This window comes from Nostoc sp. LEGE 12447, from assembly GCF_015206985.1.
Classification (GTDB): Bacteria; Cyanobacteriota; Cyanobacteriia; order Cyanobacteriales; family Nostocaceae; genus Nostoc.
Genome location: NZ_JADEXT010000004.1, coordinates 199,178 through 222,493 on the forward strand (window position 1 = coordinate 199,178; position 23,316 = coordinate 222,493).

General features: G+C 41.7%; 22 protein-coding genes. 13 read left to right on the forward strand and 9 right to left on the reverse strand.

Annotated elements, in window-relative coordinates:
* Positions 1 to 79: 79 nt before the first annotated feature.
* A complete protein-coding gene (locus IQ274_RS07560) occupies positions 80 to 484 on the forward strand; it encodes a response regulator (RefSeq protein ID WP_012407485.1) in 405 nt (134 codons plus the stop codon).
* A 62-nt stretch (positions 485 to 546) separates the two neighbouring features.
* On the opposite strand, the gene IQ274_RS07565 is transcribed toward IQ274_RS07560, so the two are convergent.
* Positions 547 to 1,452, reverse strand: a complete 906-nt coding sequence (locus tag IQ274_RS07565) for a cation diffusion facilitator family transporter (RefSeq protein WP_163929468.1) — start codon at positions 1,450 to 1,452, stop codon at positions 547 to 549.
* Between the two features lie 618 nt (positions 1,453 to 2,070).
* Here IQ274_RS07565 and IQ274_RS07570 point away from each other — a divergent pair.
* Entirely contained in the window at positions 2,071 to 2,817 is a 747-nt protein-coding gene (locus tag IQ274_RS07570; RefSeq protein ID WP_194141865.1) for a 3-oxoacyl-ACP reductase family protein, read from the forward strand.
* A gap of 163 nt (positions 2,818 to 2,980) precedes the next feature.
* Positions 2,981 to 3,334 (forward strand): hypothetical protein, encoded by a 354-nt coding sequence (locus IQ274_RS07575; protein WP_194141866.1) that lies wholly within the window; start codon positions 2,981 to 2,983, stop codon positions 3,332 to 3,334.
* 521 nt (positions 3,335 to 3,855) lie between these two features.
* Here IQ274_RS07575 and IQ274_RS07580 read toward each other — a convergent pair.
* The 3 genes from IQ274_RS07580 to IQ274_RS07590 form a co-directional block, all read right to left on the reverse strand.
* Complete coding sequence (locus IQ274_RS07580) at positions 3,856 to 4,092, reverse strand: DUF4327 family protein (RefSeq protein WP_012407481.1); 237 nt, start codon at positions 4,090 to 4,092, stop codon at positions 3,856 to 3,858.
* A 1,260-nt stretch (positions 4,093 to 5,352) separates the two neighbouring features.
* Complete coding sequence (gene rbfA / locus IQ274_RS07585) at positions 5,353 to 5,772, reverse strand: 30S ribosome-binding factor RbfA (RefSeq protein WP_114082051.1); 420 nt, start codon at positions 5,770 to 5,772, stop codon at positions 5,353 to 5,355.
* A 123-nt stretch (positions 5,773 to 5,895) separates the two neighbouring features.
* Positions 5,896 to 6,102: a DUF751 family protein gene (locus IQ274_RS07590; RefSeq protein ID WP_012407479.1), complete on the reverse strand. Its 207-nt coding sequence runs from the start codon at positions 6,100 to 6,102 to the stop codon at positions 5,896 to 5,898.
* Between the two features lie 165 nt (positions 6,103 to 6,267).
* On the opposite strand from IQ274_RS07590, the gene IQ274_RS07595 reads away from it, so the two are divergent.
* Positions 6,268 to 7,125 (forward strand): DNA adenine methylase, encoded by an 858-nt coding sequence (locus tag IQ274_RS07595; RefSeq protein ID WP_163929465.1) that lies wholly within the window; start codon positions 6,268 to 6,270, stop codon positions 7,123 to 7,125.
* On the opposite strand, the gene IQ274_RS07600 is transcribed toward IQ274_RS07595, so the two are convergent.
* The 3 genes from IQ274_RS07600 to IQ274_RS07610 form a co-directional block, all read right to left on the reverse strand.
* Complete coding sequence (locus tag IQ274_RS07600; RefSeq protein ID WP_163929464.1) at positions 7,097 to 7,573, reverse strand: PD-(D/E)XK nuclease superfamily protein; 477 nt, start codon at positions 7,571 to 7,573, stop codon at positions 7,097 to 7,099. The two genes, IQ274_RS07595 and IQ274_RS07600, sit on opposite strands and share 29 nt — an antisense overlap.
* Positions 7,574 to 7,972: 399 nt before the next feature.
* A complete protein-coding gene (locus tag IQ274_RS07605; RefSeq protein WP_163929463.1) occupies positions 7,973 to 9,190 on the reverse strand; it encodes a HetZ-related protein in 1,218 nt (405 codons plus the stop codon).
* 396 nt (positions 9,191 to 9,586) lie between these two features.
* Complete coding sequence (locus IQ274_RS07610) at positions 9,587 to 10,246, reverse strand: L-threonylcarbamoyladenylate synthase (RefSeq protein ID WP_163929462.1); 660 nt, start codon at positions 10,244 to 10,246, stop codon at positions 9,587 to 9,589.
* 114 nt (positions 10,247 to 10,360) lie between these two features.
* On the opposite strand from IQ274_RS07610, the gene larC reads away from it, so the two are divergent.
* Complete coding sequence (gene larC / locus IQ274_RS07615) at positions 10,361 to 11,647, forward strand: nickel pincer cofactor biosynthesis protein LarC (RefSeq protein ID WP_163929461.1); 1,287 nt, start codon at positions 10,361 to 10,363, stop codon at positions 11,645 to 11,647.
* A 485-nt stretch (positions 11,648 to 12,132) separates the two neighbouring features.
* On the opposite strand, the gene IQ274_RS07620 is transcribed toward larC, so the two are convergent.
* On the reverse strand, positions 12,133 to 13,332 hold the full coding sequence (locus IQ274_RS07620; RefSeq protein ID WP_194141867.1) for a PLP-dependent aminotransferase family protein: 1,200 nt from the start codon (positions 13,330 to 13,332) through the stop codon (positions 12,133 to 12,135).
* A gap of 227 nt (positions 13,333 to 13,559) precedes the next feature.
* On the opposite strand from IQ274_RS07620, the gene IQ274_RS07625 reads away from it, so the two are divergent.
* The 3 genes from IQ274_RS07625 (at position 13,560) to IQ274_RS07635 (ending at position 18,102) form a co-directional block, all read left to right on the forward strand.
* Positions 13,560 to 14,351, forward strand: a complete 792-nt coding sequence (locus IQ274_RS07625) for a transporter substrate-binding domain-containing protein (protein WP_163929459.1) — start codon at positions 13,560 to 13,562, stop codon at positions 14,349 to 14,351.
* Positions 14,352 to 14,659: 308 nt separating this feature from the next.
* Positions 14,660 to 16,651 (forward strand): serine/threonine phosphatase, encoded by a 1,992-nt coding sequence (locus IQ274_RS07630; protein WP_163929990.1) that lies wholly within the window; start codon positions 14,660 to 14,662, stop codon positions 16,649 to 16,651.
* Positions 16,652 to 16,827: 176 nt separating this feature from the next.
* A complete protein-coding gene (locus IQ274_RS07635; protein WP_194141868.1) occupies positions 16,828 to 18,102 on the forward strand; it encodes a protein kinase domain-containing protein in 1,275 nt (424 codons plus the stop codon).
* A gap of 86 nt (positions 18,103 to 18,188) precedes the next feature.
* Here the strand turns inward: IQ274_RS07635 and IQ274_RS07640 are convergent, their stop codons facing one another.
* The gene (locus IQ274_RS07640; RefSeq protein WP_012407469.1) at positions 18,189 to 18,407 is read right to left on the reverse strand and encodes a DUF4327 family protein; all 219 of its coding nucleotides are present in this window, start codon (positions 18,405 to 18,407) and stop codon (positions 18,189 to 18,191) included.
* 895 nt (positions 18,408 to 19,302) lie between these two features.
* Between IQ274_RS07640 and IQ274_RS07645 the strand changes: the two genes are divergently transcribed.
* The 5 genes from IQ274_RS07645 to IQ274_RS07665 are packed head-to-tail and all read left to right on the forward strand — an operon-like array spanning position 19,303 to position 23,311.
* Complete coding sequence (locus IQ274_RS07645) at positions 19,303 to 19,728, forward strand: tetratricopeptide repeat protein (RefSeq protein WP_163929986.1); 426 nt, start codon at positions 19,303 to 19,305, stop codon at positions 19,726 to 19,728.
* Between the two features lie 58 nt (positions 19,729 to 19,786).
* Positions 19,787 to 20,776 carry a UDP-N-acetylglucosamine 4,6-dehydratase (inverting) gene (gene pseB / locus IQ274_RS07650; RefSeq protein ID WP_163929984.1) on the forward strand — a complete coding sequence of 330 codons (990 nt, stop codon included), beginning with the start codon at positions 19,787 to 19,789 and terminating at the stop codon, positions 20,774 to 20,776.
* Positions 20,734 to 21,939 (forward strand): UDP-4-amino-4,6-dideoxy-N-acetyl-beta-L-altrosamine transaminase, encoded by a 1,206-nt coding sequence (gene pseC, locus IQ274_RS07655; protein WP_228058085.1) that lies wholly within the window; start codon positions 20,734 to 20,736, stop codon positions 21,937 to 21,939. The genes pseB and pseC overlap by 43 nt, the downstream gene beginning before the upstream one ends.
* Positions 21,936 to 22,700, forward strand: coding sequence for a cytidylyltransferase domain-containing protein (locus IQ274_RS07660; protein WP_163929982.1), 765 nt, complete (start codon positions 21,936 to 21,938; stop codon positions 22,698 to 22,700). The genes pseC and IQ274_RS07660 overlap by 4 nt, the downstream gene beginning before the upstream one ends.
* Positions 22,697 to 23,311, forward strand: a complete 615-nt coding sequence (locus tag IQ274_RS07665) for a pseudaminic acid biosynthesis-associated methylase (RefSeq protein ID WP_163929980.1) — start codon at positions 22,697 to 22,699, stop codon at positions 23,309 to 23,311. Before IQ274_RS07660 ends, IQ274_RS07665 begins: the two co-directional genes overlap by 4 nt.
* Positions 23,312 to 23,316: the final 5 nt, after the last annotated feature.

Genomic DNA, 23,316 nt, shown 5'->3' on the forward strand with positions numbered 1-23,316 from the left:
TACCAAGGGTGTGGTAAAAGACAAAAACCAGCAGCTCATTAGAAATAACTTTCATTTGATAAACATTTATGGAGATGTTATGGAACCTCCTCTCCCCCTTGCTGGCTTAAACATCCTTGTAGTTGATGATGATGACGATAGCCGCTTTTACATTACTACCGTTTTAGAAGCTGATGGAGGCACCGTTATGGCAGTTCCATCGGCGGCGGTAGCATTGAAAGTACTACCTGAGTTGCAGCCAGATGTCTTAATTTGTGATATTGCTATGCCTGGTGAAGATGGCTACACCCTTATTCGCAAGATCCGGGCGCTGAAGCCTGATATTTGGGAAAAACTCCCTGCGATCGCTTTAACTGCTTATGGTGATAGCGAGTATCGTAGCCGTGCGCTGGAAGCAGGCTTTCAGACTCACGTGCCTAAACCAGTCGATCCAGGAGAACTAGTTGCGATCGTTGCTGATTTGGTTGCTTCTTATAAGAATTAACGCAAAGATGCAGTCATTTGTGGGTCATTAAATGAATAGGGCTTGATTTGGAATTGCTGAAACTACTTTGCTCCAGTTTCAAAGCTAATTTGCTCAGACTTATATGCTGGTGGCTCTACGTGAATTAAAATCCTGACTGGACGGAACCTTTCTTCTAATCGGCTTTCTACTTCTTCGGTGATGTGGTGAGCGGTTTCTACGTCTGGTGCATCTACTATTAAATGCATTTCAATAAATACCTGACGACCAAGAACACCGCGAGAAGCAATATCATGACAGTTAATTACACCTGGAACAGAAGTAGCGATCGCATGAATTGCTTCTGGTGCGATCGCCATTTGATCCACAAGCCAAGGCAAATTTTCTTTTAAAACTGACCAGCCACTCCAAAATACCAACAAGGCGACAGGAAAAGCTAACACCAAATCCATCCATTGATAACCTAGCCAAACTCCGATCAAGCCGCCAATTACAGAGATTGTCACCCAAATATCGCTCATGGTATGTGTCGCGTCAGCTATGAGGATTGAGCTACCTACCCGCCTACCCACAGAACGTTCGTAAAACGCCACAAAAATATTCACGCCCAGCACAATTAGTAATAACCACAACTCCGGTGGCGATATTCTCACAGGTTCACCACCACCTTTGAGAATTCGTTCAATTGCTCCTTGCAGAATTTCAAAACAGGCTATTCCTAAAAATGAGGCTATTCCTAAAGCCCCCACAGCTTCAAACTTGCTGTGTCCATAGGGATGTTCGCGATCGGGTTGTGGAGAAGAAAATTTACTTGCAATTAATCCTAAAACGTTGTTGGCGCTATCTGTCACACTATGCAAGGCATCAGCTAGCAAACTCAACGAACCTGTCCAGTAACCCACAAGTGCTTTCAATCCCATTACAAACAGGTTGAGCAGTAGGGTAATAATTAAAACCTTTCGCACTTCGGCGCGGTTATCGTAAAGCATAGATAATTTATCACATCAAGTTCTATGACTTCTAATGTAGAACTCAAAACATAAATAAACACAAATAAAATGTATCAAAGTCTTACGCAGTAAGAATTAAGTCTCTCTATAGACTCTATTTTTTATACTATTCTGTTGAGATTCTTTATAATTAACAGCAGCTACAAGCTTTATAGCTATTAGTAATTGCCTTTATAAATAACAGCATATTTTTAGCATTAATTCCAGAAATATTTTAATTAATTTTGTTATTTCTACATCTAGTTACTCCAAACAAAATTGTATCCAGAGATACTATAACGACCATCAGTGGTGTGTACTTACTTAGGATAACTGATGAGTGAATGAGTTTTATTTACTACCTTACAAGGATAAAGAAGCCTGTGCTTCATTCAAAAAATGATCAAAATTTGAGCAGCAAAATCGAAAAATATTTACAGGTTTTGGAATAATTAGTAAACCTAGAGGTAAGATTTCGCGTTCCCCTCGCTAAAAATAAATTAACAAGCCAGAGGGATGAGTAAAAATTTAATCCTCTTACGAGTTTGAGTGAGAACTTGAGCCATATAATTCCAAAGGCCAATTTTCCTCAGACGGCAAGTTTCAATCACGAATATTATGAGTACCAAAAAACTTACAGGTAAGGTGGCATTGGTAACAGGCGGCTCACGCGGTCTGGGAGCAGCGATCGCCAAACGTCTCGCAAACGATGGTGCAGCAGTCGCCCTCACCTACACTAGCTCGCCGCAAAAAGCCGACGAGGTGGTGCTTGCCATCGAAACGGCAGGTGGTCAAGCCAAGGCTCTTCGCGCCGACAGTGCCAATGTCGAAGCCGTAAAAAACGCTGTTGCCGATACAGTGAAAGCCTTTGGTCGTCTTGACATCCTTGTGAACAATGCGGGGGTCGCCACTTTAGCCCCAATCGATCAATTCTCAATGGATGATTTTGATCGGCTGATCGCGGTTAACATCAAGGGTGTCTTTGTTGCAACTCAGGAGGCTGTCCGCCACATGGGTGAGGGCGGACGGATCGTTATGATTGGCAGCGTCAACAGTGACATAATGCCTTTTGCTGGCGGCTCCGTTTACGCTTTAACCAAGGGTGCGATTGCAAGCTTCACACGCGGTCTTGCCCGCGATCTCGGTCCTCGTGGCATCACGGTGAACAATATTCAACCCGGCCCGATAGACACTGACATGAATCCGGCGGAAGGGCCCTTTGCCGACACTATGAAAAGTATGATTGCCCTCCAACGGTATGGTCGAACAGAAGAAGTCGCCGAGATGGTTTCCTATCTCGCCAGTGCAGAAGCTGGTTTCATTACCGGTGCAAGCCTGAAGATTGATGGTGGCTTTTCAGCCTGATAAAGCAGAACCAAGAAAAATCCGATCGTGTAAATCTGTCTGGCGACAATATCAGCGCTGGGGTGCATCCTCAAAAAATTGGGCTTCGCCGCCGTCGATCTCGGCGGCTTCGTCTCTTCTTCCGGTAAGATTAGTACTTATCAATAAGCTTTAATAAAAACTTATGTCTTCAATTCCTCTAACATTGAACCTAATTGAAGGTTCTGTCTCCTTCAGTTTTTCACCCCAAGCAGCACGAGAATTAAAGACAGCGACAGATAAACTGATGGAGCGCCTGAAAGCTATCGCCGCTAAACCCACTCCTGGCGGTGGTAAAGTCACTCCCCAGCCTCCAATGGAATATCGTTATACGGGTGAAGTATTTTTAGAAATTTTCTGTAATCCTAATATCTGGCCAACGCCTTTCTCAGCCAAAGTTTTGCTCACTGTCCGCAACGTCAACATCCGCTTGACTACTGAAGCTGAACTTACCCGTATTATTGAAGACATTAATCAATATTTAGAGCAGGTCGGATAATCGTTTATATAATTTTTCTCTGCTTTTAGAGATTTTTTAACAAATAATCCTATACAAATTTGGGATTTTGCGAAAATTGAGCCAGTTACTTGCGGAGGCTTCCTCTATTGTCGCAACTGGTGTTGGTTAGCCCGACTGAGCAAACTTTTCCAGACGGATTCTACCTTTGAACAGCAAGCGATCGCTTCCCTAAAGTAAGCGATGCTGTCAATTGCGAGTCAAAAGTGAAGTTCCTACACTTCTATCGGATCAATGTAGGAGCTTCACCGAATTTACATATTAAACTCAAGCTGTAGCACCAGATATATAGAAAAAATAGTTCTGATGCTTTCTTTAACTTGAAAACTTATATAAATTAAGACTCCAATGCTTCTGTGTTAATGAAAAACGCAAGATTTTGTATGGGGCAATGCTCATTAAAAACCAGAGATTATCCCCCAAATTGGGCGTAGGATCGTTGACTGTGACATCCACACATCGAAAATTAACCCCCAACCCCAAACCCGAAATCAAACATTGATTTAGTCGTTGTCCCACTGTTCACGACCAATTAGGTCGCCAATGCGATCGCGCAATAAAAAGTCACATTTCTCTAATTCACATTCAACACAAACCCACTCTCTCGCTGGAATGTATTGGCAGAGGGTATATATTGGCTGTTGTCGGCTAATCATTCCCTTTTGCACCAGTCGACGTGCTTCGTCTTGAATCAAATCGAGAGAGTAGTAATTGATAGAAGGCACCGTATTCACACTCATGGTTTTTACTCACAAATTAACACTTACGATAGTGTTCCCGTTAATAATTAGGAACAAACATTACAGAAATTAGACTTGTGGCTAGTATTTTGTAGTTTGCTATACGGAACTATTTTTATTTTGACGCTAGATATCCTGAAATTATCTCAAGAAATGTTAAGAAAGTCAACGAATCCTGACATTTATCAAAAATCTGCTTTACAAAAAAAATTCCGAGTAGTTAACTTAACCTGCTATGGCGGTTGTATGGTTTTTATGCAACAAGTCTGAAAGTATTGCCATTACTGTATTTAGGCAAGATTCGCTGGGTGGTAAGAATTCATATTGCAATCGCTTACATATCAAATAATCACCTTAAAGCCGGATCTAGAACTGCTGGTATTTATCTAAGGGTAAACAACACAAGAATATTTGTCAGATACTACGGTATAAACTGTTGCAAAACATAACGGCTAAAATACACTACGAAGGCTTTTACCCTATCATCTGTTAACAATTTCTTAAGTAAAATTGCAATTGCTTAGTTATTTTCAGCACTAATATTACACAGTTTTCTTTTGATCAACATCTGTAGAAGGGTGGAGTAAAGGCAGGAGGAGCAAATCAGTTGGGGATTCAATCCCTAAGATTTGAAGCCACCATTGCGTTAGCTTCTCGCAGGGTACAGCCAAAACCATAATTTTCAGTTAGTGGCAATTTATGTAGACGCATGCTCCTAGTAGTACGCCAAGGGAACTTGGCGGGGTAAAGGGGAAGGAGGCAGGGGGAAAGGGTTTAAATTCCCTTACCCTTTTCCCTTTCCCCTTTCCCAGTCCTCACAAGCGCATTTTTGGGTTGGCAGACTACTAGCTACGCGGAGCATCTCTAGAGAAGCGGCTACTTTACGAATTCTCCAATGGAGTAACTGCAGAGTATTGCCTCTAGCGCGTGTAGTTTTGCATAAGTCCTAACAGAGTCAAGACGAAAGCCAAGGCAAACAAAAAAAAGGAGAAAAGGGGCAAGGGGAAAGGGATGAACAGGTCGCCCACAAGGGGCGAGGTTTTTACCTTCCTCATAAAATTTGGATTATTTCGCGCCACTTGCGGGCGAGGTTTTTACCTTTCCCCCTTCCCCTTCTTGATAAAGCGTATAGATGCAACTACCGACCGCTGAAGTTGGTTATGGTTACATTAAAACAGACGCGATCTAGTCACGTCTGTAAACTGTTTGGCGGATTTGCTGAGATTAATTGTTCTGAAGTTACATTGTTATTTAAGTTACTTATTCACTAAATGATTCATCATCTTCATCTGTGCTGTCTTCTACTGCTAACAGATTTTCTGGCGGACGATCGTGATTGAGTTGGCTTAGTAGTGCCAGTACCTTGTTACCGCGTTCTATGGAACGATCTTCGAGAAAGATGACCTCTGGTGTACGACGTAGCCGTACCCGCGCCCCAAGTTCACTGCGGACGTAACCTGTGGCTGACTTTAAGCCTGCCATTGTTTCTACCTTAGCTTCATCTGTACCATAGATACTGACGTAGATTTTGGCGTGTTGGAGATCGCCAGAAACATCAACATCAGTCACACTTACCATTCCTGTACCCACACGGTCATCCTTAATGCCGTTGAGCAGCATTTGGCTAACTTCCCGTTTGATCAATTCTGCAACGCGGGAAACCCGGCGATTTGTAGCCATAAAAATTTCGCCTCCTGACAGAGGTTGTACGACAAAAATAGATGCAATTTGGGTAGACAGTACTTAGCGAAAGCAACGCCAAGAGCAACCGTCTGTAGGGCATAGCCCCGATATAGCGCTAGTCTAGATTGCACTCAAGCCCAGCATTGCCCGTAGGGTGAAAGTAAGAAAGACTAGGCTGCTCACAAATAAACCTAAGAGGGCGATTAAGGTAACAGGGCGCTTCAACAGTGGCACTAATGGCGCAAAGGTGTTCAAAAACAGCCCTAAGACGATAGTAATTAAGTACCGGGGGTAGCGAAAGACGTTATCCCAAAATCCGTCAAACATCTGAATCTAAACTGCCTTGTTATATACTTACGTTTGTTTTGATATGCTTTATCAACTCAATTGTAATCTATGCAGCCGGAAAATTAGCCAGCTAATATAAAATATGCCTCGTCGGTTATATTGGCTTTATTTAGTCACGATTATTTTCAGTTAAATCGCAAGTAAATGGTAATTCAAATCCCCAAGGAAACTAGCCCGCGTCCATTTTTGAAGTGGGCAGGGGGTAAAAGTAGGTTGATACAGCAATACATTCCTTATTTTCCCAAAAGTTATAAAAATTACTATGAACCATTTTTAGGTGGTGGTGCTGTTTTTTTCTATCTCCAACCAAAGACAGCAACTTTAACTGATATTAATGCCGAATTAATTAACACTTATTGTTGTGTTAGAGATCGTGTTGAAGAATTAATTTCTCTATTGAAAGAGCATAAAATTCGACATAATAAAGATTATTATTATAGTGTCAGAAACAACTCTGGTGGCACTGATCTAGAAAAAGCAGCTCGTCTAATTTATCTGAATAAGACTTGTTTTAATGGTCTTTATCGAGTCAATTCACAGGGAAAATTCAATGTGCCTTTAGGCAGATATGAAAATCCCAATATTTGCTCTGAGGTTTTACTACAAGCTGCATCAGAAGCGCTTTCTCATGCAGAAATTAAACAAGCAGATTTTACAGAAGTCCTAAATCATGCAACTAGCAGTGATGACTTTGTATTTTTTGACCCACCCTATCATCCTATAAGTGATACTAGCTATTTCACCGCTTATAGTCAAAATTGTTTTAGTAAAAAAGACCAAGAACTTTTAAGAGATACTTGTGCAGAGTTGGCAAGTCGTGGTGTTAAAGTTATGGTCTGTAATTCTGATAGCGAATTTATTAGTAATATTTATACAGATATCAATTTTGAAACCTACAAAATCAAAGCAGCCCGATCAATTAACTCCAATATAAAAAATAGAGGCATGATTGACGAACTATTAATTACATCTTTTAAAGATTTTTATTTGCCCAAGCAATAAATCTGTCTAAGCTATAAACTGCTAATAAATTATGGTTATCATTAACTCTTGCTTTTAGCCATTTGCTGGCACCTTCTCGCATACCTTCACCGCCTAAAATGACGATAGTTGGTGCAGGGTAATAGTTCTGGATGTTCATGTTCAAGTAAGGAAACTTTTCATCGACAGAACCGGGGCTTTCTTGCCATTTGCACTCGAAAATTAAACCAGATGGCATTGCAGGTGAGCCAACAACATAAAAATCAACCTTCAAATCGGTATGATAAATCCCAGTTCCAATATAAACTTCTTTTCCATAGCGCTTTGGTAATAAAGCAGCATTTAGTATAAATTCTTTTGGAACATAGTTCCCTACTTGGAAATAATTATGTCCATTTAAGATTGCTTCAACATTTCCTTCTAAAATATTCCCCGACTTATTTGCCCGTCCGCCTTGAGTCAGAGCCATCCTAAATCCCTCTGCCAAAAGTCCTACTAATTATAGGATTTCACAGAAGTAGTAAAAAAGGGTCAGTTTCTTAATATGAATTTTTGATTATGACGTAAACAAGGTTGGATTAATGGGTAAAAAATCGGAAATTATTGGTATTTTTGTACTAAAGAAATACAAATGTATTAATAATTTGGATGAGGTACAAGTTAGTAATTCAGATAAGAGTTATTTGTGGAAGATCGTGGCGAATTGAAGGTGAAATTTAAACGCATAGGGGCGCAGAGGGAAGCGCAGAGGCACGCAAAGAATTCACTACGAATTAATGAGATTTTGTACTTAGTGTATAAGCTAAATTCGCGCTCCTCGTCCCAGTCATAAGCTTAGATAATGTTTTTTGGTTATTTCACCTTAGCTTCAACCTGTTTGTGCTTCAGTATGACCGTTGCGGATAGACCATGCTAGTTCTAACAGTTGAGTCCAGCGCTTTTGTAACTGTTTGGGGGTGCATTTGATGGTTTTAGCGATCGCTTGGTCAGTTTGCCTTGCAGTTTTTAACTGTAATATTTGCTGTTGTTGTTCTGTGAGTTGATTCACAAAGATTTCCCACTGTTGGGAAGATAAACCCAACTTTTGCTCTAAACCCGCGCCTAACCATTGATGTACCAATTGCCAGTGATGTTGTTTGGCAAACTTTTCTACGTGGTATTTAAAGCGTTGTTGGAGATAATCGCGCTGACGGCTGGTTAAACCGAGAATTTGGTCAATTTCTGGGGCTGAGAGGTCTTGAAGTTTCAGGCTGAGGTAGTTCATACAGTCAGATTGACCTTGAGACTCCAGGTATTTCATCAATTCAGTGATGACGCGATCACGTTCTGACTCTTCAGATGGATCGAAATTAGTTTGGGCAATCATCTGCGATCGCAACTGTTGCACCGCCGAGTTACGCTGGTAAGATTCTGCTTCTTCACCTTTAGCAGACTCCACCGCCATTTCAATATCCACGGTAGTTTCTTGCGGCTGACGACGAGCAAAACCTTGGGCCCGCAAGATAATTAATTGCTGATTTGCACCACCAGGTAAATTGATGCGACGTTTGGCGTACTGTTCTGTAAACGCCATATATTCAGCTAATTGCAGCTGAGTACGCGGTGTGTGATCGTCAGGTAGTTCGTTTTCTCTGCGGAAAGCTTTGATAGCTTCGATATAAAATGCTTGTAAAAAATCTTCAATTAGGCTGTAACGAGCATCAAAGCCCAACTCTGAGCCAGATAAAGTTACATGGCGGTAAACCATAGCACCCAAATTACTATGTAATTCCACCCGCCCTTGTTTGGAACCTAGTTGGTAGTAACGTAAGCACTTTTGCATCCGATGCCTTCCCAGCGTAATCTGCCAGGATTTGATTTGCCCAGATGTTTGGATACGCGAGCTTTTATCGCAAATGCGTTCTACTTCTACGGCTATGCGGTTTGCTAAAGCTTCTACGCACCTGGGTGCTGCTTTCACTTGTGCTTGCATTTCTTGACACAGCAATTCAATCAAGGTTTCGCTGCTGTCTGAAAATTCTTCGGTCGAAAGGTGGTTTTCAAAAATGGGTGTAGAGTTTGGTAGATTGATGACGTTAGCTTTCATGACTTTTCCAGGGAGTAGTATTGCACCGTAATTACAACGCAGACACAGCAATTAAGGCAGGCCAAGGCTTGTGAATCTTTGGGCATTTATCAATTAAGACTTGCCCCATATAATGCTCACATCTAAAGCTCATATATAAAACTGTAGGAAATACGAGAGAGTTACAGTTATGCCAATGTGTCGGTTTTTTCACAAGCCACCACATTGACGCGAGTACATGAGTACCCACCATTTTCTCAAAGTTGTCAAATCCCTTGCTGTACCTACTATTACCACCATCCTGTTATTGCATCTGTGCCCGTCGTAGACATCACGTTTAAATATGACAATTTAAAAACTGGAGTTGCTTTTATCACAATTTCCGAAACGGAGAGGTGTGCGTGTGAAGTCTCATTCTTATACCCATGCTGCTGCTGCTTCCCAACCTAAACCCCTCCGTATAATTGCTGCTTCGTCTCCGGTCATATCTAAGATGGTAGAGACTTCATAAGTAGGTTCTTCACCAGTGTCTACAATTATGTCTACCAACTTGTCCAAACGGTCAAATAGCTCTACCCGCGACTGAACAATTTCTGGATCTATCCGAATCATGCCGTTATCTGCTTCATCTGGTGGCAGATGTGCTGAAGTTGAAATAATCGGATTGCCCAAAGCTGCCAGCAACTCCAAACACACAGTATGGTTTGGTACTCTAATTCCAGTACTTTTCCGCTTGGGGCTTTGCACCAATCGCGGTACTAATTTAGTTGCTGGGAGCAAAAACGTGTATGGCCCTGGAATCAAGCGTTTCATAATCCGATAGGCTGTGTCACTTACGAAGGCATAAGTTGCCACATTTGAAAGTGAGGGACATAAAAATGTCAGTGGTTTATCATTTGCTAGCTGTTTAATTTGCCGCACTCGTTCTACCGCCGACTTAGCATTCAAATCACAACCAATCGCATAAACTGTATCAGTAGGGTAAAGCATGACTGCGCCACTAGAAAGCGCCGACTTTATTTCCTCTATTCGGCGAACTTGAGGATTATCCGGATGAACTGAGAAAATTTTTGCCATAGAGGGATTGGGGACTAGGGACTGGGGATAGGAAAGAATGACTAATGACTAATGACTAATGACTAATGACTAATGACTAATGATTAATGATTAATGATTAATGACTAATTTATTATGAATAAAATTGCTTATCTTCAATGTCCGACAGGAATTTCTGGTGATATGTGCCTGGGTGCTTTGGTAAGTTTGGGTGTTCCTGTGGAGTATTTAATTGAAAAGCTCAATGGATTGGGAATTGAACAGGAATATCAGTTAAGAGCAGAACTTGTCCAACGGAATGGTCAGCAGGCGACTAAAGTTCATGTGGATTTAGTACACGATCGCCATCACCATGACCACCATGACCACGAACACAATCACCATCACACACGCCACTTGCCAGAAATAGAGCAGATGATTCTCAAAGCGGGGTTGCCATCACGGGCAGAAGCTTGGAGTTTGGCAGTATTCCGACAGCTAGCAGTCGCAGAAGGAGCGGTGCATGGGATTTCCCCTGAAAAAGTTCATTTTCATGAAGTGGGTGCGATAGATGCGATCATAGATATTGTGGGTACTTGCCTGGGGCTAGATTGGTTGGGGATTGAGAGTAATGACGAAGGATGGCCCCTGCTTTACTGCTCGGCGTTTCCCACTGGTGGCGGTACTGTTCGGGCTGCACATGGTCAAATGGCAGTACCAGTACCAGCAGTATTAAAACTTTGGGAAATGCGGGGTTGTCCAGTTTATAGCAATGGCATTGATAGAGAACTGGTGACACCCACAGGAGCTGCGATCGCTACTACTTTGGTAAGAGATTTTGGTTCACCACCCGCGATCGCTATCAAGCAGGTAGGATTGGGAGCAGGAACCATAAATTTACCAATTCCCAATATTTTACGCCTCTGGCTGGGCGAAAGCGCAAGTTTACAGTCAAATTTCAGCAATTGTGAAGATACTAGCTCAAATTTAGAAACTATCTCGGTACTAGAAACCCAAATTGATGATTTAAATCCGCAAGCGATCGGCTATGTTTTTGAGGCTTTGTTTGCTGCTGGTGCAGTGGATGTTTTTACCCAAGCGATCGGTATGAAAAAGTCCCGTCCAGGGATTTTGCTGACTGTAATTTGTCATCCAGAAAATTTACTCAGTTGTGAATCGGTTATATTCCGTGAAACTACAACTTTGGGTATTCGGCGAACAACTCAGCAACGCGCCATTTTACAACGGGAAATTCAACAAGTGGAAATTGAATATGGCAAAGTACGTGTCAAGGTAGCATGGAATGGACAATCACCAGAGAAAGTTATTGCCAATGTGCAGCCAGAATATGAAGATTGTGCAGAATTAGCCAGAAAACATAATATCCCCTGGCGCGAAATTCAACGGTTGGCGCTACAAAATTGGTATTTGGTCAATAACTAAATCTCCTAGTTCTAGCCCTTTCAAGGTGACTTGTAAAATCTCTTTTCTTCTCTCTGCGCTCTCTGTGTCTCTGCGGTTTAAAAGTAATTTATCTACCACAGAGACGCAGAGAACACAGAGAAAAGAGGTTAAAAAAGAATTGGTTGACCAATATTTTTACCCACCTTAAAAGGGCTAATCTCCTCGTTCTTATACTGCCTAGATTGGTGACAACTTAAAGCGATCGCTAAAATGTCAAGTGGGGTGTGGAGCAATACTTTTCGGTTAAACCCAATAATCTCTCTTTTGGTCTGGGGAAAGGTTAAAGGGTAATGGGGAAAGGGAAATTCAAACCCTTTCCCCCTTAACCGAAAAGTATTGGGGTGTGGAGATAAGTCCAAAGTCTCTTGTAGTTGAGATTTGGGTTGATATTTAACAAGTCCCAAATCTCGATTTTTGGGAGAAGCAAGCTAGCAAGAGCATCTCATAGAGAGCGTCATTACGAATTACCTCAATCCTCGCAATACCGATCCTAATGTAGCGATTCCCTCAACAATCTTCTGTGTTGGCTGAAAGCTAAAAGCTAACCTGATGGCATCATCCCCTTGTCCATTGGCGTAGCAGCGAGTCCCTGGCAGAAAACTGATGCCGTGTTCACTGGCAGCCATCAGAAGTGCTTTAGCGCTGATATCTGGTGGCAATTTACACCAAACGAAGAAGCCACCATCAGGACGCAGAGCAACGACATCACTGGGAAACTCTTGAGCGATCGCTTCTAATAACAAATTGCACTTATGTTTATAACAGGCAATTAGCTCTTGAATGTGATTCTCTAGTTTCCCTGTAGCACAATAGCGAGCGACCACATGGCTGACAAATGGCCCCACAGGCCCCTCACTTTTGAACATCGCCAGCCGCTCAATAATCGTTGGGTCGCCGCAAGCCCATCCCAACCTGATACCGGGCGCAATAATTTTCGAGAAGGTACTCACATATAATACCCACCCTTCTTGGTCGAGAGTTGCCAAGGTGGGCATAGTTTCTCCTCGAAAGCGCAAATCGCTATAAGCATCGTCTTCCACGATTAGAACGCCATACTCAGCCGCTAATGCTACCAGTTTTTGGCGGCGAAATAACGGCATAGTAGCACCTGTGGGATTATGAAAGGTGGGAATAGTATAAATAAATCGGGGTCGGATACCCTGTTTCTTTAAATCGTTCAATGTTACTTCTAGTGCATCTACATCCATCCCTAACTCATCCACAGGAATGGTAATTATGCGTGCGCCAGCGTGGACAAATCTGGTAACTACTCCCAAGAAGGTTGGCCCTTCCACAATTACTACATCACCAGGTTCCACAAACACATCTGGTAGCAAGCCGAGAATTTGACCAGAACCGTAGCCAATGATTAGGCGATCGCGATCGGCGGCAATTCCCTTCGCCTGCAAGCGGAGGATAATTTGCTCATACAGTTGAGCAGAAGGTGGGCCGTAATTGAGAGCGATCGGAGCCTCTTCTGCCAGCACAACGGCGCTTGCAGCAGCCAAGTCAGTGTGAGGAAAGAGAATTGGATCGGCTAGACCGTAGGCAAAGCTGACGGTGACGATTTTGCTTAACTCTGTACCGTAAGTTGGTGGTGCAAGGTTCTTTGCGCGTTCGGCGAACAAATCAGTAATTCGGTAAGCAGGGGTTGTAGAAACCATAAGTAGTTAAAAATTGGAAGTCAGAGTACAGAACACACAAGAAGGTAATTGGCGAAAACCGAGATTGGAAGCTTCCTCTGATCTCAACTTTTAACGAGAGTGGGGGTCTGAAACTTTCGTTAGTCGCCCAGCATTCATGGTGGATTGTGGCTGCTGACGGATGTATTCTTTCTTATAACATCATGACAACTATCGTGAATCTTGACTGATAGAACGGAATTACTACAGTGAAATTATTTAACCTCAAGTGGAAGCAGCTAATTTTAAGCTTAGGCTGTCTGCTACTGATTATTGCCTGTAAAAATTTCTATCCTACTAATAACTCAGATGCTATACCTCTTAGAGTGGCGACAGATCCCACCTTTGTCCCTTTTGAAATCCAAAAGGCTAACGGGGACTTGGAAGGTTTTGATATTGATTTGATGAATGCAATCGCTAAAGTAGCAGGTTTTGCAGTCAAGTTTGAAAGTCTACCTTTTGATGGCATGATCTCGACTTTGCAAGCTAAAAGAGTTGATGCGGCAATTAGCGGAATCACCATTACCGCCGAACGCCTGAAAACAATTGCTTTTTCACGACCTTATTTTAAAGCCGGACTAGCGATCGCTGTCCGCGAAGACAACCAAAATATCAGAGACTTCAACAGTCTCAAAGGTAAAAAAATCGCTGTACAAATTGGTTCCACTGGGGCAGATTTTGCCAAAACCATCCCCAATGCCAAAATTAGTACTTTTAATTCTGGGCCAGAATTTTTCCAAGACTTGCTCAATGGCAACGTTGACGCTGTGGTTAGCGATGCTTTTGCAACTTTGTATGCGATTAAAAATGGCAACCTCAAAGGCATCAGAGTTGTTGCCGATCTCCTTACTGAAGAATACTACGGGATTGCTACACCTAAAGACTCTCCCCATTTAGATGCAATAAACAAAGGTATAGAGACTTTGTTATCCAATGGAACTTACAAGCAAATTTATCAAAAATGGTTTAACGCTGAACCCCCTCAATTGCCAAACTCTTGACAATAGGGAATAGGGAATTGGATATGGTTATTTTCCTTGTCCCCCTTGTCTCCCTCTGACCCCATTCCCCATTCCCCATTTCCCATTTCCCATTTCCCATTCCCCATTCCCCATTCCCCATTCATAAGCAATTGGTTGCCAATATATTAAATATTTATCTAATATGCGTCACAATTAATACTGCCACCAAAATTCATTGATAAACTACAATCTCTTGTAGGTCTACTTTAGTCAGGGACAGCCAATTGTGGCACCTTTGATCTTAGTGGCTAGAAGCACCTTGGAGCGCGAATAAAGGAACTTCCACTATGCTGATTTGCCCTCAGTGTAAATTTGAAAACCCCAAAAGCAATAAATTCTGTCAAAGCTGTGGCACATCCCTGACCCACAAAGTTTGTCCTGAATGCAGCGCCGAAGATGTACCTGTAAATGCACTACTTTGTCACAACTGTGGCACGGAATGTGGAACAGTGTTTTGGGCAATTATTGCTAAAAAAACGATTGGGGAAGCTTTGGGAGTAGAGACAGATGAGGAAGATGTGGGATTAGAGGAAGATGAAGAAGCAATATCCTCGTCATCTCCTCTATCCCTTAGTTCTCATGCATTAGGCTCTTATTTAGACTCTCAAGAGCGCTATCAATTGTTAGATCCGCTACCTACCCAAACGGAAACTACCAGCATTACTGTTACAGGTGTGAGAGTTCTAGACTGCCAGCCGTATCAAATATCACCAATTGAGGCAATACTAGCAAGTCAGCAATCAGATTTACTAACGCCATCAGTAGATGCAAGTGGAATTCCTGACCTTGCGAAACCTTATATTGCCTTACACTCCCAAAGTGGGCGCGAGATCCCACTGATTCACGATGCATGGCAGCAAGGGGATATGCAGGTAGTAATAATTGAAGACCGCTCAAATTGGCAGCCTTTAGTTGACTTATGGCAAGAAGAGACAACAAGTTCGTTAAAAATTTTGCACTGGTGTTATCAAATGACCCAACTTTGGGCATTTTTGGAACCAGTAAATTGTCGTCAAAGCCTTTTAGATTTATCAAATTTGCGATTGGATGAAGACCAAACGCTGGCGCTACAAAGATTGTATGTGGAATCATCAAGTTCTCTGTCTGTCAGCGAGTCGCCAGAAGATGCCGAAGCCCAAACATCTGCTATTCCACAAGAGCCGTTAACCATTCAAGCTTTGGGGCGAGTTTGGCAAGCACTATTTAGGCAGTCTCAACGCACTCAATTTGGCTCTGTAGTCCAGATGTTGGGAGATTTAGATGTAGGTAAGATTCACACCACCGCACAATTGCGATCGCGTTTGGAGGAAATCTCTATTGAATTAGAAGCACTAGGAACCGCAACTTTGCCCCCAATAAAGGAGAACAATACTACTGTGCCCACTATGCCACAATCAGATGAACCAGAAGATATCATCATTAGCAAAGATGATATGCCAACTGTTGTGCTGGCGATGCAGTTAAGTAGCTTGGAAGATGCAGGACGCACAGATGTAGGTCGTCAACGTCATCATAATGAAGACTACTTTGGTATTGAAACCAAAATCCAAAAGTTGGAGTTCCCTAAAAGTCGAGTTCTGGAAGGGCATGGTTTGTATATTCTCTGCGATGGTATGGGTGGACATGCTGGCGGTGAGATAGCCAGTGAGTTAGCAGTCAACACCCTACGGCAATACTTTCAAGAACACTGGATTGCCAATCAACTGCCAACAGAAGATAGCATTCGTGAGGCTGTGTATTTAGCTAATGAGGCGATTTACAAGCTCAATCAACAAGATGCCCGTTCTGGAGTAGGGCGTATGGGTACAACTTTGGTAATGCTCTTAATTCAAGATACTCAAGCAGCAGTTGCTCATGTGGGAGATAGCCGTCTCTATCGCTTGACGCGTAAGAGGGGACTAGAACAAGTCACGGTAGATCATGAAGTTGGGCAACGAGAAATTACCAGAGGAGTGGAAGCAAGCATAGCTTACGCCCGTCCGGATGCCTACCAACTAACCCAAGCTTTGGGGCCTCGTGATGAAAATTCGATTAATCCTGATGTAGGCTTTTTTGAGATTAATGAAGATACTCTTCTGCTTTTGGCATCGGACGGTCTATCAGATAATGATTTACTAGAAACCCATTGGCAGACTCATTTAGAACCCTTACTTAGTTCCGGCGCTAACTTAGAACAAGGTGTTACAAAATTAATTGATTTAGGAAACCAATACAATGGTCACGACAACATTACTGGTATACTTATTCGGGCAAAAGTACGCCCAAATTTGGAAAGTTAAAAATAAATTGGTATTGGGAATGGGGAATGGCGCATAGGGCATGGGGAGCAGGGGGAAAATTCGTAACTCCTAACTCTTCACGGGCTAAACGCCCCGCTACCGCTAACGGAACTGTTTTGCCCAATACCCCATTCCCAATGCCCACTCCCTAATCCATTTACCTTGTAGGTTGTATTGTGGTTAGTCTGACTCTCTTAGAACCGCAACAGAAAACGCCCCTCCAGCAGTGGTGCTTTGAGAACTCTTCCATAATTCGGATTGGTCGAGCAACAGATAATCACGTTGTTTTAACTGACAGTTTAGTTTCGCGGCATCATTTAGAACTGAGACACGTTGATTCTGCCGACAATGGCAGTGGTTGGCGGCTGATTAGTCAGGGTACAAATGGGACTTTCCTTAACGGTGTCCTTGTGATTCAGAGTCCGTTACCAGATAATTCCCTTTTGCAACTAGCACAAGGAGGCCCAATACTGCAATTCCAAATTCAGGAGGTAACAGTACTGGAAACTGGTTTGCGATCGCCACAACAAATACAAGGAACAGAAGAAAACGCCGTTGCAACAGTCTATTCAGCCCAAGGTCAATACACTTGTACGCATGAAGGTAACTCCCCAAACAATCTGTTTTGCATCCACTGCGGTCAACCTCTTTCAGTACAACAGAAAATTCGCCATTATCAGGTGTTGCGAACTCTCGGACAAGGAGGTATGGGTACTACTTATCTCGCTTGGGATGGGGCTGGTCAGATTGGGAGTATCCCACAACTGCTGGTGTTGAAGCAAATGAATGCTGATATGGCAAAAATTGCCAAAGCTCAAGAATTATTTGAGCGGGAGGCGCATACTCTCAAATCCCTTAACCATCCGGGAATACCCAAGTATTACGACTTCTTTGTCGAAGGCGGAAAAAAATACTTGGCAATGGAATTAATCCACGGACAAGATTTAGAGAAACGTGTCTATACAAATGGGCCAGTTACGCCAAGCCAAGCGATCGCTTGGATGATCCAAACCTGCGATATCTTAGAATATCTTCATAGCCAAGAGCCTCCACTAATTCACCGCGATATTAAACCCGCCAACTTAATGGTGCGAAGTTCACTAAATCGCATAGTAGTACTGGATTTTGGCGCAGTTAAGGAAATTGGCACAGCGCCCGGTACCCGGATTGGTGCAGAAGGTTATTGCGCTCCTGAACAAGAACGAGGACAACCTTTGACTCAATCTGATTTGTATGCAATTGGGCCAACGCTGATTTTTCTGCTCACAGGCGAAAACCCGTTTAAGTATTACCGCCAAAAGGGGCGCAACTTCAGGTTTGATGTGGCAAAAGTTCCCACCATCAGTTCCCAATTAAGAGATGTGATTGATCGCGTTACAGAACCATTGCCACGCGATCGTTATCAAACTGCAAAGGAATTAGCTGCGGCCTTAGCTGGTTGTAAAGTTTAGGGAATGGTGAATGAGGAATGAGGAATGGGGAATGGGAAACGGTGAGTGGTGAATATTAAAAATCTCTACTCCCTATTGCCTATTGCCTATTCTTCATCCCAAGTTTCTACAGCTAGCAGTTCACTAACTGGGTCTTGCATACTAAAGCCAAAGTCTAGCAGTTCCTGTTTCCAGTGCTGCCATTCATTACCATAGAGCAAAGCGATTTTCCAGATGCTATCACTTGGCTTGATAATATTCGATTCTATGAGTGATTGCACGTTGCGCTGCAATTTCACCATCGGGTGAATCACTTGCTGAGTCATAACCTCGATTGAATTCAGATTTTGTTGGTAAATACTTAATTAAAACTGCTTCCCATTCTGCAATTGTTGCCGGGTCGTAGAGTGATGTAATTTTGGTAAAGCCAGTCTTAACTTTTTAACTATACCATAACAAACTCTACTAAATTACTGGTAAATTCGGTTTTGTACGGTAATTACCACCACAAAACTCCAATTCTACCAAGTAGTCCTAAAACTTTTTGCAGAAACCAGACAAAAGTTCAGGGTAAGGTTAAAAGATAAAGGATGCTTCTGTTTTCCCTTTAACCTTTCCCCGTGTTATTTTTCCCCTTAACTTCTACCCTTTAAGCACTAGAGTGCAACAGTACCTTTTGTAAGATATCTGTTGTGAACACCTGCGAAAATAATTAGTCCCTTTGGAAGTTGCGCTAAGTAGTGAGACCGAGACTGAGGACGGCTGGGAAAATTCTATAATATGTTTGCTTTTTGAACAGCCCACAATGACACGGGGTAGTTTGAAAGTTTTTGCCTGACAAGGGAAATTTGCAGTTTAGTAGAAATGTCCTCTGTTTCTGTTTATTTAAATGTTATTTAGAATATCGCAAACATCTGAACATTAGGCAGAATCATCGCAAATATTTATATAATTTTAATTTTTCGACTAAAGAATAAGACCTGGAGGTTTGGCTCTGTTTAGGCGTGGGAGAGGTTTTTGCTTGAACGATGGGAGCGACGGCATAGCAAAATTGTTTGTACAGCATGGGCTTACCATAAAATTCACTCGTCTTCAGAGTCAGCGTTTAAAGTTTGTGTAAAAAATTTTTAGCCAAGATGTTAGTTTCTATTGAGCAGATGGGTATCCTCAAAACGGGAGGGTTGCTGATACCTAACTATTTACCACAGCAATAATTAATACATGCCTGGTTCAGGGGAAGAATACCTAATCGCTCGCAAAAAGCAGATTGAGCGGCGACAGAAGATTTTAACAATAGTATCTATCTTCTCGTTTTTTGGGTCTACGGTATTTGCAGTGATTCCAGCAATCCAACAGGCTAGCCAACCTAAGCCAGCAACTGCGTCTGTTTCTGCTGAGTCAGTATTACAGCAACAGGCGCAGGGTTACGAGTTAGTTTTACAACGGGAACCAGAAAACCAACTTGCTTTAGAGAAACTGTCTTTGCTGCGGTTGCAATTGAAGGATGCTAAGGGTGCAATGGAATCTTTGGAGAAGCTGGTGAAGTTGCACCCTGAACGACAAGATTACAAAGTTGTATTAGAGCAGATTAAGAAGCAACAGGGTAATGGCGATCGCAGCACAAATAAACAACCAAAATCTAAGTAACAATTTCACTTAAATATTTTTGGAAAATAATAATTTTGAGATTACAAAGAAATACAAGATGTTTAATGGCAAATCGATTCTAATCACTGGTGGTACAGGCTCCTTCGGCAAGCAATTTGTGAAAACGATTCTCAGCCGATATCAGCCTCAGAAAGTCATAGTTTATTCACGTGATGAGCTGAAGCAGTATGAGATGGCGCAGGAGTTTAACGCACCAGCGATGCGCTATTTCATTGGAGATGTGCGCGATCGCGATCGGTTACGTCTGGCAATGCGGGGTGTTGATTATGTTATTCATGCTGCGGCACTCAAGCATATCCCTGCTGCTGAGTACAACCCAATGGAATGTATTAAAACTAATATTCATGGAGCAAATAATGTTATTGATATTGCTCTTGATCAAGAAGTAGAAAAGGTGATTGCCCTTTCAACAGATAAGGCAGTTAATCCAATTAATCTCTATGGTGCAACCAAGCTAGCTGCTGATAAACTCTTTGTTGCAGCGAATAATATTGTTGGAACAATGAAAACCAGATTTGCTGTTGTTCGTTACGGTAATGTTGTTGGGTCCAGAGGCTCAGTAGTGCCTTTTTTTCAAAAACTGATTCAAGAAAAAGCCACAGAGATTCCTATTACAGATCCACGGATGACTCGCTTTTGGATTACCCTCCAACAGTGTGTAGATTTAGTAATTAACAGTTTTGAAAGAATGCATGGTGGAGAAATATTTGTTCCAAAAATTCCTTCAATGAAAATTACTGATTTAGCTGAAACACTTGCACCGGGAGTTCCAATTAAAATTGTTGGTATTAGACCAGGGGAAAAGCTACATGAGGCAATGTTTTCTTCTGAAGTTTCACATTTAGTATTTGAGTTTACCGATCATTATGTAATTAGACCAACTATTGAATATGCTCATACTGTAGATTACGCTTGCAATGCTTTAAGTGAAAAAGGAATCCCTGTTCCAGAAGAGTTTGAGTATAGCTCAGAGATAAATACAGAATGGCTAAAAGGTTTCCAACTACTCGATATGCTGAAGCAATGAGTGACTACATTCCTTATGGAAAGCAAGATATCAGTCAACAAGATATTGATGCTGTAATTGAAATTTTGCGCTCAGACTGGATTACTCAAGGTCCAGCGATAGAGAGATTTGAGCAAGCTGTTGCTAACTACTGTGGAGTGAAATATGCCGTAGCGGTTTCTAGTGCAACAGCTGCATTACACATTGCTTGTCTTGCTGCTGGTTTGGAGCAAGGAGATATTCTTTGGACATCACCAAATACCTTTGTTGCCTCAGCTAATTGTGGACTTTACTGTGGTGCAAAAGTTGACTTTGTTGATATTGACCCAAATACTTACAATTTGAGCATAGATGAATTAGAACGTAAGTTGACTTCGGCAGAAAAGCAAGGTTGTTTGCCTACAGTATTAATACCCGTGCATTTTGCAGGGCAATCTTGTGAAATGGAACAAATTGCTGCTTTATCACAGCGTTATGGTTTCAAAATTATCGAAGATGCTTCTCATGCAATTGGCGGAAGCTATCAGACACAACCTATTGGTTCCTGCCAATTTTCCGATATCGCGGTTTTTAGCTTTCATCCGGTAAAAATTATTACAACTGGTGAAGGCGGTATGGTCTTAACAAATCAGGAGGAGTTATATCAGAGATTGATTAGATTGCGATCGCATGGAATAACTCGCAATTCAGATTTGATGCAAGGAGAATCTCATGGAGCTTGGTATTATCAACAATTGGAATTAGGCTTCAACTATCGCATGACCGATATCCAAGCAGCATTGGGCGCTAGTCAGATACAACGACTGAATGAGTTTGTAGAACGTCGCTGGTTTTTAGCCAACCGCTATAATCAACTACTACAAGATTTGCCATTGATGCTGCCGTGGCAACATCCAGATACTGAGTCTAGCAGGCATCTTTATGTGATTCGGCTGAAGCTGGATAAGATTAGTAAAACTCATCAGCAGGTATTCCAAGAACTTCGTCAACAAGAGATTGGCGTTAATTTGCATTATATTCCCGTTCATATACAGCCTTATTACCAAAAATTAGGTTTCCGCTGGGGTGACTTTCCCCAAGTTGAGAAGTATTACCAGGAAGCAATTTCCCTTCCTTTGTACTACAGCTTGACCCAGGAAGACCAAGATAGGGTGGTAAGGACACTGCAAAGGATTTTTCTATGAAAACTGTTGCAATTATTCAAGCTCGTATGGGATCTACTCGTCTACCTGGGAAGGTGATGAAAGAACTTTGTGGCAAGACTATTTTGGCACATGTAATTTATCGGGTTCAAGCTTGTTTGTTAGTTAATGAAGTGATTGTGGCAACAACTACATCTTTAGCAGATGACGTGATTGTGGAAGAAGCAGAAAAATGGGGGGCAAAGTGGTTTCGGGGAAGTGAAGAAGATGTTTTAGAGCGTTATTATCTAGCAGCTAAACAATATAACGCTGACGTGGTAGTGAGGGTAACTTCTGACTGTCCATTGTTTGACTCTGAACTGCTATCACAAATGTTGGAATACTTCAACAATAAAACACTTGAAGGATTACAAATAGAGTACTTGAGTAATTGTTTAAATCGTAGCTATCCTCGTGGTTTAGACGCAGAAATTTTTATGTTTGAGTCTTTAGAAAAAGCATTTTTAGAAGCACAAAAACCATACCAAAGGGAACATGTTACGCCTTACATATACGAGCAACTCGAAAGATGTACTTTACATAACCAGACAAACTATGAAGATATATCTAATTATCGCTGGACTTTGGATACCGAAGAAGATTGGAAATTAATAGAAGCAGTTTATACAGATTTATATCAGGAAGGAAAAATTTTTTCAACTAATGAAGTACTGAGTCTTTTAAGAGCAAAACCAGAGTTAGTAAAACTCAATGCTCATGTACAGCAGAAACAATTACAGGTAGTGAATAGAACTAAATTATGAGATATAAGACAGAACAGGAATTATTCTGGGAAGGAGAATTTGGGACTGAGTACACCGCAAGAAACCAAATATTGCCAGAACAACGTCAAGCATTCTTTGCTCAAGTTTTACAGAAAACTTACGGTGTCCAAACAATTTGTGAACTGGGTGCTAACCAAGGTCATAATCTTCAGGCTATTGCTAATCTGAGCCGTAATTTTCAACTAACTGGAGTTGAGTTAAATGAGACAGCAATTGCTGAGTTAGGTAGAATCCCAGGTGTACAAGCTAGACAAGGTTCAATTCAAGAATTTGAGACAGATAAACAATTTGATTTAGTATTCACCTGTGGTGTTTTAATTCATATTAATCCTGATGAACTTCCACTAGTTTATCAAAAAATATATGATATTTCTTGTAGATATATTTTGATTAATGAGTATTATAGTACTTTACCTGTAGAGATCAATTACCGAGGTAATACAGGTAAGCTATTTAAACGTGATTTTGCCAGTGAAATTATGGAATATCACAGAAACAAACTATTAGTTTTAGATTATGGTTTTCTTTGGAAAAAAATGAATTTATATTGGGATGATACAAATTGGTTCTTAATGGAAAAAGTATTATAGATTAT

What these genes read in the sequence shown, in the direction of transcription:
- IQ274_RS07665 (WP_163929980.1), top strand. Translation starts at nt 22,697, where the DNA reads ATGAGATATAAGACAGAACAGGAATTATTCTGGGAAGGAGAATTTGGG.
- IQ274_RS07610 (WP_163929462.1), bottom strand. Translation starts at nt 10,246, where the DNA reads ATGGCAAAAATTTTCTCAGTTCATCCGGATAATCCTCAAGTTCGCCGA.
- larC (WP_163929461.1), top strand. Translation starts at nt 10,361, where the DNA reads ATGAATAAAATTGCTTATCTTCAATGTCCGACAGGAATTTCTGGTGAT.
- IQ274_RS07595 (WP_163929465.1), top strand. Translation starts at nt 6,268, where the DNA reads ATGGTAATTCAAATCCCCAAGGAAACTAGCCCGCGTCCATTTTTGAAG.
- rbfA (WP_114082051.1), bottom strand. Translation starts at nt 5,772, where the DNA reads ATGGCTACAAATCGCCGGGTTTCCCGCGTTGCAGAATTGATCAAACGG.
- IQ274_RS07620 (WP_194141867.1), bottom strand. Translation starts at nt 13,332, where the DNA reads ATGGTTTCTACAACCCCTGCTTACCGAATTACTGATTTGTTCGCCGAA.
- IQ274_RS07640 (WP_012407469.1), bottom strand. Translation starts at nt 18,407, where the DNA reads ATGACTCAGCAAGTGATTCACCCGATGGTGAAATTGCAGCGCAACGTG.
- pseB (WP_163929984.1), top strand. Translation starts at nt 19,787, where the DNA reads ATGTTTAATGGCAAATCGATTCTAATCACTGGTGGTACAGGCTCCTTC.
- IQ274_RS07660 (WP_163929982.1), top strand. Translation starts at nt 21,936, where the DNA reads ATGAAAACTGTTGCAATTATTCAAGCTCGTATGGGATCTACTCGTCTA.
- IQ274_RS07575 (WP_194141866.1), top strand. Translation starts at nt 2,981, where the DNA reads ATGTCTTCAATTCCTCTAACATTGAACCTAATTGAAGGTTCTGTCTCC.
- IQ274_RS07580 (WP_012407481.1), bottom strand. Translation starts at nt 4,092, where the DNA reads ATGAGTGTGAATACGGTGCCTTCTATCAATTACTACTCTCTCGATTTG.
- pseC (WP_228058085.1), top strand. Translation starts at nt 20,734, where the DNA reads ATGGCTAAAAGGTTTCCAACTACTCGATATGCTGAAGCAATGAGTGAC.
- IQ274_RS07645 (WP_163929986.1), top strand. Translation starts at nt 19,303, where the DNA reads ATGCCTGGTTCAGGGGAAGAATACCTAATCGCTCGCAAAAAGCAGATT.
- IQ274_RS07605 (WP_163929463.1), bottom strand. Translation starts at nt 9,190, where the DNA reads ATGAAAGCTAACGTCATCAATCTACCAAACTCTACACCCATTTTTGAA.
- IQ274_RS07630 (WP_163929990.1), top strand. Translation starts at nt 14,660, where the DNA reads ATGCTGATTTGCCCTCAGTGTAAATTTGAAAACCCCAAAAGCAATAAA.
- IQ274_RS07570 (WP_194141865.1), top strand. Translation starts at nt 2,071, where the DNA reads ATGAGTACCAAAAAACTTACAGGTAAGGTGGCATTGGTAACAGGCGGC.
- IQ274_RS07560 (WP_012407485.1), top strand. Translation starts at nt 80, where the DNA reads ATGGAACCTCCTCTCCCCCTTGCTGGCTTAAACATCCTTGTAGTTGAT.
- IQ274_RS07565 (WP_163929468.1), bottom strand. Translation starts at nt 1,452, where the DNA reads ATGCTTTACGATAACCGCGCCGAAGTGCGAAAGGTTTTAATTATTACC.
- IQ274_RS07600 (WP_163929464.1), bottom strand. Translation starts at nt 7,573, where the DNA reads ATGGCTCTGACTCAAGGCGGACGGGCAAATAAGTCGGGGAATATTTTA.
- IQ274_RS07590 (WP_012407479.1), bottom strand. Translation starts at nt 6,102, where the DNA reads ATGTTTGACGGATTTTGGGATAACGTCTTTCGCTACCCCCGGTACTTA.